Genomic DNA, 8,006 nt, shown 5'->3' with positions numbered 1-8,006 from the left:
GGCTCGGGTGCCACCGCGACCAATTACGACTTCTCGTACGTTCCCGGCACGCTGACGATTACGCGCGCGCTGCTGACAGTCACCGCGAACGACGCCACGCGCGAATATGGCCTCGCGAACCCGGCCTTCACCGGATCGGTCACAGGTTTCCGCAATTCGGACACCGCGAGCGTCATCAGCGGGCTGGTCTATGGCTCGGTCGCCGCAATCGGCAGCGATGCCGGGGCTTATGCGATCACCGGATCGGGTGCGAGTGCGACGAACTACGACTTTGCCTATGTCTCCGGCACGCTCACGATCACCAGGGCGCTGCTCACCGTGACGGCCAATAATGCCACGCGCGCGTACGGGCTTGCCAACCCGGCGTTCACCGGCAGCATCTCGGGCCTGCGCAACGGCGACAGCGCGAGCGTTGCAGCGGGCCTTGTCTTCGGTTCCGTCGCCACGACCGGCTCCGACGTCGGCAGCTATGCAATCACCGGCAGTGGCGCCACCGCGATCAACTACGACTTCGCCTATGTTCCCGGAACGCTGACGATCACGCGCGCGCTGCTCACAGTCACCGCCAATGACGCGACGCGCGAATATGGCCTGGCCAACCCGGCCTTCACCGGATCGATCAGCGGCCTGCGTGTGGGCGATAGTGCGGGGGTGGTCAGCGGGCTGGTCTATGGCAGCGCCGCGACAGTCGCATCGAACGTCGGCACCTTCGCGATCACGGGTTCCGGTGCCACCGCGACCAATTACGACTTTGCCTATGTTCCCGGCACGCTGACGATCACCAGAGCGCTGCTGACGATCAGCGCGGACAACAAGGCCCGCGAATACGGGCTGGCCAACCCGGCGCTGACCAGCACGATTGCCGGCTTGCGCAATGGCGATACCGCATCGGTTGTCAGCGGACTGGTGCTGGCGACCGGCGCCACCCAGGGCTCGGGCGTCGGCAGCTATGCCATCGGTATTTCGGGGGGCAGCGCGCTCAATTATGACTTTGCCTATGTTCCCGGCAGCCTGACGATCACGCCCGCGCCGCTGAGCGTGACCATCGACAGCAAGACCCGGGTCTATGGCACGGCCAATCCGGTGCTGACCGCCAGCATCTCGGGGCTGCGCAATGGCGATACCGATGCGGTTGTCTCCGGCCTCAGGTTGCGCACCGGCGCGATTGCTCGCAGCGATGTCGGCGACTATCTGATCACCGGTTCCGGGGCGGTCGCCGCCAACTACCGGTTCGATTACGTGCCCGGCACGCTGACGATCACCAAGGCGCTGCTGCAGGTCCGCGTCAACAATGCCACCCGTGAATACGGTCTCGCCAACCCCGAATTCAGCGCGTCGATCACGGGCTTCCGCAACGGCGACCGCGCCAATGTGGTGAGCGGGCTGGTGTTCGGCACCCCCGCCACGATCGGCTCCGATATCGGCTCCTATGCCATCACCGCATCGGGGGCATCGGCGCTCAATTACGACTTTGTCTATACGCCGGGGCGGCTGACCATCGATCAGGCACGGCTGCTGATCACCGCCAACAATGTGGTGATGCATCAGGGCAATGGCGATCCGGTGCTGACCGTGAGCTATTCGGGGCTGCGCAACGGGGATACCGGGGACGTCGTCACCGGCCTGGTGCTGCGCTCCACGGGCGGCGGCACCGCAGCGCCCGGGCAGTATGTCATCAACGCCTCGCGCGGGACCGCGCGCAACTACCAGATCACCTATCGCCCCGGGGTGATGACCGTGCTGCCGCCGATCGTGCCGCCTGCGCAGGACCCGCCGGGCACCGGTGGCGGCCCCAATCCGCCAGCCGCCAGTCCTCCGGCTACCAATCCCCCTGCCGGTACCCCGCCAGCGGGCACCCCGCCAGCGGGTGCACCGCCTCCAGGCACTCCGCCCGTCACCGATCCGCCGGGCACATCGGCGCCGGTGACGCCGCCGCCGCCCGGCGGGGGCACGAGCGTCGCTGATCCGGTGGCCGTGGCCCCGGTCGGCACGGCCGCTCCCTCTCAGCCGCCATCGGCAACGCCTGTCGCGGCGCCGATTGCCGTCATCACCATGCCGGGCCAAGGCAGCGTCAGCGTCCCGGTTCCGCCCGACAGCACTGCGCCGCTGCAGGTTCTGCAGGGGCTGGCTGCTCCGCTGCCGGTGCTGATGGCGCCCGAAACCCGTCCGGTGGACGCAGCAGCGCCTGGCACCCCGTCGCGCGACGGTGGACAGCGCACCGGCTGTACGTATATCAGCCTGTGCTCTGCTGCGCCGACGCCCCTCTGGACCTTCCAGCCAGCCCAATGAAGAAAGATTGATCCGATGCACGTCATGCTTCGCACCCTTGCCGCTGTTGCACCCGCCCTGCTGATCTGCGCGCCGCTGGCCGCCCAGACCGCGGCGCCTGCTGCTCCGGCCACTCAGCCGATCACGCCCAAGAAGGTCGCCGATGGTGCCAAGCCATGGACCACCGGGTGCAAGGGCACGGGCGAAGCGGAAATCTGCGATACCGTCCAGTCGCTGATCGACGAGGCCAATGGCAAGGAAGTGATCCGCGTGGCCATCGCCAAGCAGAAATCCTCGGGCAAGACCGGGCTGCTGGTCAAGGTTCCGCTGGGCGTCCGTCTGGATACCGGCGCTTTGATGCAGATCGATGGCGATCAGGCCAAGGGCATCGACAAGATCGTGTTCAGCCGCTGCCTGCCCGAAGGCTGCATCGGCGAGAAGCCGCTGGCACCGGCCGATATCGATCACCTCAAGAAGGCCCAGAAGCTCGAGCTGGTCTTCCTCGATCTGGAAGGCAAGCCGATCGTGATCAGCGTTGTCGCGACCGGGCTGGGTGCAGCGCTGGCGACCTTCTGACAAGCACGCCGATCATGGCCATCAGACCCTTTCACCTCGCGTTTCCGGTCGACGATCTGGCGGCCGCGCGTAGCTTCTATCGCGACGTTCTGGGTTGCGGCGAGGGGCGGTCTTCCGATCAGTGGATCGATTTCGACCTGTTCGGTCACCAGATCGTCGCGCATCTCGATCCTGCCGCCAGCAGGGCCGACGCGCACCACAATCCGGTCGACGGGCATGATGTGCCGGTGCCGCATTTCGGGGTAGTGCTGACCATGCCCGACTGGCAGGCGCTGGCCGAGCGGTTGCGCGCTGCCGGCACGCGCTTCGTCATCGAGCCGCATATCCGCTTTGCTGGGCAGGTGGGCGAGCAGGCGACGATGTTCTTCCACGATCCGGCGGGCAATGCGCTGGAGTTCAAGGCCTTTGCCGACGACGCGATGCTGTTTGCGAGCTGAGTCGGCGCTGCCTGCGAACAATACTCGAAATTCAACTATCTCACCCCGTCACCCCTGCGCAGGCGAGGGTCCCGCTAGTGCGCTAAGCTTTGCGCGAAAGCGGGATTCCCGCGTTCCCGGGAATGACCAAAGTGGTGCTTAGCGCACCGCCAGATCGGCGGGCAGCGTCGGTTCGCTGATCACCCGCTCCATCGCGGCCCAGCGGGCCTTGGGGGAGGGGCCGGCGGCCTCGACGAACGCCTGCACCATGTCCTGGCCCAGTCCGTAGTTGATGACATAGCTGCGATAGGTGTCGGTAAAGCCGATCGACTGTTTGGCGCGCGCCTCGCTCATCAACTGATACTTTTGCGTCAACGCGATTGCCTGGGCGCGGTCGATCTGGCCGTCGAGATACATCTGCGCGATGGTGAAGCGCGCGCCGCGAAGCCCGGTCAGCGCCGTTTGCAGCCGAGCGAGCCGCGCGGCATCGGTGGTCGCAAGACCCGCCAGCGGATAGAGCTCGCGCATCTCGAAGGCGAGCTTTTCATTGCCCGGGAAGGCGAGGTCTATGCCGTAATTGGCCGATCCCTCGGCGATCAGGCTTTGCGGGCTGTAGAGCGGATAGACGCTGTATTCCATCCAGCCACGCGCGCGCATCAGCCGCTGTTCGAGCAGATAGTTGAGCGCGTGGTGTCCGGGATAGCCCTCGTGGCAGCCCAGATCGACCGCGCGGCTGATGCGGATGGGCAGATCGGTGTTGATCTGGATCAGGCTGGCAAGGTTGCCCTGATAATAATTGTAGCCGCTCCACGGCTTACCGGTGACGAACTCCATGCGGAAGCTCTCGCCTTTGGGTAGCGGGATGTGCGCGGCGGTGCGCGCGCGGCATTCGGCGATGGCGCGGTCGAACACGGGCTTGAGCCGGTCGGCGGGGATGACGAAGCGCTCCTGAAACGCATCGACCCGCTCGGCGAGCGTGCCGGGGCCCGGGAGCAGCGTCTCGATCTCGGCCAGCACCGGATCATAGCTTTCCAGCGGGCGGATGTCGGGAGTGGCACCGAACAGCCCGAGCGATTCCTCGCGGAAGCTCAGCTTCTCGCCGCGCAGCATGCGCAGACGGGTGCGTGCGGCGTTAAGCTGCGCGCGCAGGAAGGTCGCGCGGCGCCGGACCAGAGGCTCGCGGGCGGAGACATCGACAGCGGCGAGGGTCTGATACAGGCTATCGACCGCCTGCGCGAGCGCCGGCAGGGCACGCGGCGCGGCCTCGGCGGCGCGCTTCCATTCGGGAGGGCCATAATAGGCATCGATATAGCCGTCCTCATGCGTGCCGATTTCCAGCGACAGCATGACATATTGCCGGGCGATGGCATCGAGCGGATCGGCGGGTGCTGCGGTCTGCGGCGCGGGCTTGGGGGCGCAGGCAGCCACCAGCAGCAACAGCGCCAACAGGCCGAAACGGTTGATCCTGATCATCTGCGCATGTCACCTTTCGTTGGTCTGCAGGGCCGTGATTCCGCTTGCGGCGCAGGCGGCCTAAGCCCGATCGCGCCCTTGCCGGGTCCGGCGGGTCTGGCACGGCTGCGGATATCCGTCTATCGCCAATGGCAAGGCCGGTCCACCCTTGGCCGAGACGCTTATGGTGAGATGACATGACCGACCAACCCGCGCCCAGCGCTGAAACCCCGAGGGCCAGGCGTCTGTCGTCGACCATGGGCGAGTTGGCAACGCGAGTTGCAGGGCCGCTGGGCAGCTGGTGGCGTGGCACGGTGATCCCCTCGATCGAGCACCGCGCGGTGATCGCCAAGGTCGATGACGAATCCAGCCTGACCCCGCGTTATGCGTTCATGATCCTGATGTCGGCGGGCATCGCGGTGCTGGGGCTGCTTCTGTCCTCGCCTGCGGTCGTCATCGGCGCGATGCTGATCTCGCCGCTGATGGGGCCGATCATCGGCCTGGGCTTCGGCATGGCGCTGGTAGATGGCAACGAGATCCGCCGGACCGCGATGACGCTGGCCGGCGGGGTGCTGCTGGCGGTGCTGTTCACCGCGCTGGTGGTGTTCTTCTCGCCGATCAAGGACATAACGCCCGAGATCGCGGCGCGCACCCGCCCCAACCTGTTCGACCTGCTGGTGGCGCTGTTCTCCGCGCTCGCCGGAGCCTATGCGATGATCCGCGGGCGCGAAGGCACCATCGTCGGAGTGGCGATCGCCACCGCCTTGATGCCGCCGCTGGCCACGGTCGGCTTCGGCCTGGCGACACTCAACGGGACCGTATTCTTCGGCGCGCTGCTGCTGTTCGTCACCAACCTGATGACCATCGCCATTGCTGCCGCGGTGATGGCGCGGCTCTACGGCTTCGGCCCCAAGCTGACCAGCCGGCAGAGCGGGGTACAGGCGGTGATCATCACCGCAGCGTTCCTGGCGCTGGCGATCCCGCTGGGCTATTCGCTCAGCCAGATCGCATGGGAAGCGCGTGCGCAGCGCCAGGCACGCGATGTGCTGGCCGAGCAATTTCCCGGCCAGGCCAAGATCGACCAGCTCGATATCGATTTTTCGAGCGACCCGCTGATCGTCCGCGCAACGATCCTGACCCCGGAATATCGCACCAACGCTGCCCGGCTGGGCGAGGGCGCGCTGCAAAAGGCGCTGGGGCGGCCGGTCAAGCTCAGCCTTGACCAGTTCCGCGTCGGCACGGCGGCGGGCGATGCGGAAGCGGCGCAACTGGCATCGGCATCGGCGCGCGAAAAGGCCAGCAAGGAACGCGCGGCGGTGGCGATGGTCGGGCGCGAGATGGCGATCCTCGCGGGGGTTTCCCCCGATGCGGTGCTGGTCGACCGAGACAAGAGGCTGGCGCAGGTGCGTGCAACGCCTCTCCCGGGAGCAAGCCTTGCCACCTATCGCGCGCTGGAACAGCGCATGGCGCAGGCCGAGCCGCAATGGCAGATGCAGCTGATCCCGCCGCCGCTGGCGTTGCCGTCGATCCGGTTCGAAGGTGACGAGCCCAGTTCCGCCGGCGCAACCGACCTTGCGCTGGCGATCTGGGCGGCGCGGCGCACCGGGCTGCCGGTGAACGTCGGCGGCGAGGGCGCAGCTGCCGATTATGTTTTGACGAAGTTGCGCGAAGCAGGCATTAAAGTACAGAGCAACGGATCGCGCAATTCTGACGGATCCATTCCGGTGGATTGGGCGCTTTGACAGGGTCGTGACCGGCCCGCCGGGGGGCACTGCTTGGGACCGATCGAACAGGCATGGGGCGACGCACAGTGTTCGACGCTGGCCTGTCACCTTTTGGCCTGGACCGACTTGCTGGCAACCGAACTTCTTCTGTTCGCCGGGATATGGTTCTTCATCGGCGCGATGGATGATCTTGCGCTCGACGGCGTCTGGCTGTGGCAGCGGCTTTTCGGCAGGCGTGATGGCCGGGATGCCCCGCTGACCTTCGAGAGCACGCCGCGCGATGCGGCGCCTGACCCGTCCCCCCGCCATGCGGTGTTCGTTCCCGCCTGGGATGAAGCCGATGTGATCGGCGACATGGTCGGCCACTGCCTGCATCGCTGGCGGCAGGAGAATTACCGCCTCTATATCGGCGTCTATGCCAATGATCCCGCCACCGGCTTTGCCGCCTTGCGCGGCGCGCGGGGGGATGGCCGGGTGCGCATCGTGCCGCTGGGAATCACCGGACCCAGCTCCAAGGCCGATTGCCTCAATCGCATCTGGCTTGCGATGCGCGCGGACGAGCGCGAGCAGGGCTTCGCCTTTGCCTCGGTGGTGCTGCACGATGCCGAGGATGTCGTCCATCCCGACGAGTTGCGGGTGTACGACCGGCTGCTGGGCGGGCACGCCTTTGTCCAGCTTCCGGTCAATCCGCTGATCGATCCGGCAGCGCCGCTGGTCAGCGGTCATTATGCCGACGAGTTTGCCGAAGCGCATGTCCGCGCGATGCCGGTGCGCAGCCGCCTGGGTGTCGCGATGCCGTGCGCGGGCGTGGGCTGCGGATTTGCGCGCGACACGCTGCAGGCGCTGGCCGATGCATCGGCCGAGCAGGGACCGTTCGCCACCGACAGCCTGACCGAGGATTACGAGCTGGGCATCCGCATCCACGAGGCGGGCGGGCGCGGCGTGTTTGTCCGCGCGCGCGACGACAAGGGTGAGCTGATCGCCACGCGGGCCTTCTTTCCCGGTGATCTGACCGCCTCGGTGCGGCAGAAGACGCGCTGGACGATCGGCATCGCGCTCAGCGGCTGGGATCGCACCGGCTGGAGCGGCGGGGTTGCGGACATCTGGATGCGCGCGCGCGACCGGCGATCGGTGCTGTCCGCGCTGGTGCTGGTGAGCGCGTATCTGGGGCTGCTGTGCTGGCTGATCGTCGGCGCAGGCGGAATTCTGGGCTGGTATGCCCCGCCACCGCTGGATCCGGCCTTTCGCCTGCTGCTGATCGTCAACGGACTGGCGCTGGCGTGGCGGGTGCTGGTGCGGGCGCTGTGCACCGGATGGCAATATGGCGCGCGTCAGGCGCTGTGGTCGGTTCCGCGCGCGCTGGTGGGCAATATCATCGCGGTGATGGCCGCACGCCGCGCGCTGCTGGCCTATGCTGCCAGCCTTGGCGGAACGCCGCTCCCCTGGGACAAAACGCGCCACCACATTCCCGCGGCACCCGGGCCGTGCGAGAGCCCCGGGCCGGTCTTGCGGCTGGTGGGCGATCGGCCAGAGGCTGGCGGTGAATAGCGCCGGGCCGCAGCATCGGCCG

Annotated in this window: 6 protein-coding genes; 5 read left to right on the top strand and 1 reads right to left on the bottom strand. The window is 67.1% G+C overall.

Annotated features, from left to right (window positions below; translation table 11 throughout):
- The 3 genes from IP68_RS20535 to IP68_RS18600 all read left to right on the top strand — a co-directional run.
- On the top strand, nucleotides 1–2,289 hold a 2,289-nt coding region (locus tag IP68_RS20535), incomplete at its 5' end, for an MBG domain-containing protein (RefSeq protein WP_304438733.1).
- A 15-nt stretch (nucleotides 2,290–2,304) separates the two neighbouring features.
- On the top strand, nucleotides 2,305–2,844 hold the full coding sequence (locus tag IP68_RS18605; protein ID WP_054136519.1) for an invasion associated locus B family protein: 540 nt from the start codon (nucleotides 2,305–2,307) through the stop codon (nucleotides 2,842–2,844).
- Between the two features lie 14 nt (nucleotides 2,845–2,858).
- Nucleotides 2,859–3,281 carry a VOC family protein gene (locus IP68_RS18600; protein ID WP_054136518.1) on the top strand — a complete coding sequence of 141 codons (423 nt, stop codon included), beginning with the start codon at nucleotides 2,859–2,861 and terminating at the stop codon, nucleotides 3,279–3,281.
- Nucleotides 3,282–3,419: 138 nt separating this feature from the next.
- Here IP68_RS18600 and IP68_RS18595 read toward each other — a convergent pair whose 3' ends face one another.
- Nucleotides 3,420–4,733, bottom strand: coding sequence for a hypothetical protein (locus IP68_RS18595; protein ID WP_197275863.1), 1,314 nt, complete (start codon nucleotides 4,731–4,733; stop codon nucleotides 3,420–3,422).
- Between the two features lie 176 nt (nucleotides 4,734–4,909).
- On the opposite strand from IP68_RS18595, the gene IP68_RS18590 reads away from it, so the two are divergent.
- A complete protein-coding gene (locus tag IP68_RS18590; protein WP_082382493.1) occupies nucleotides 4,910–6,454 on the top strand; it encodes a DUF389 domain-containing protein in 1,545 nt (514 codons plus the stop codon).
- Between the two features lie 33 nt (nucleotides 6,455–6,487).
- Entirely contained in the window at nucleotides 6,488–7,984 is a 1,497-nt protein-coding gene (locus IP68_RS18585) for a glycosyl transferase family protein (protein WP_231684155.1), read from the top strand.
- Nucleotides 7,985–8,006: the final 22 nt, after the last annotated feature.

Source organism: Blastomonas sp. AAP25, from assembly GCF_001295965.1.
Taxonomy (GTDB): domain Bacteria; phylum Pseudomonadota; class Alphaproteobacteria; order Sphingomonadales; family Sphingomonadaceae; genus Blastomonas; species Blastomonas fulva.
The sequence above is the reverse complement of the archived record's forward strand: the minus strand, read 5'-3'. Positions and strand labels throughout refer to the sequence as shown.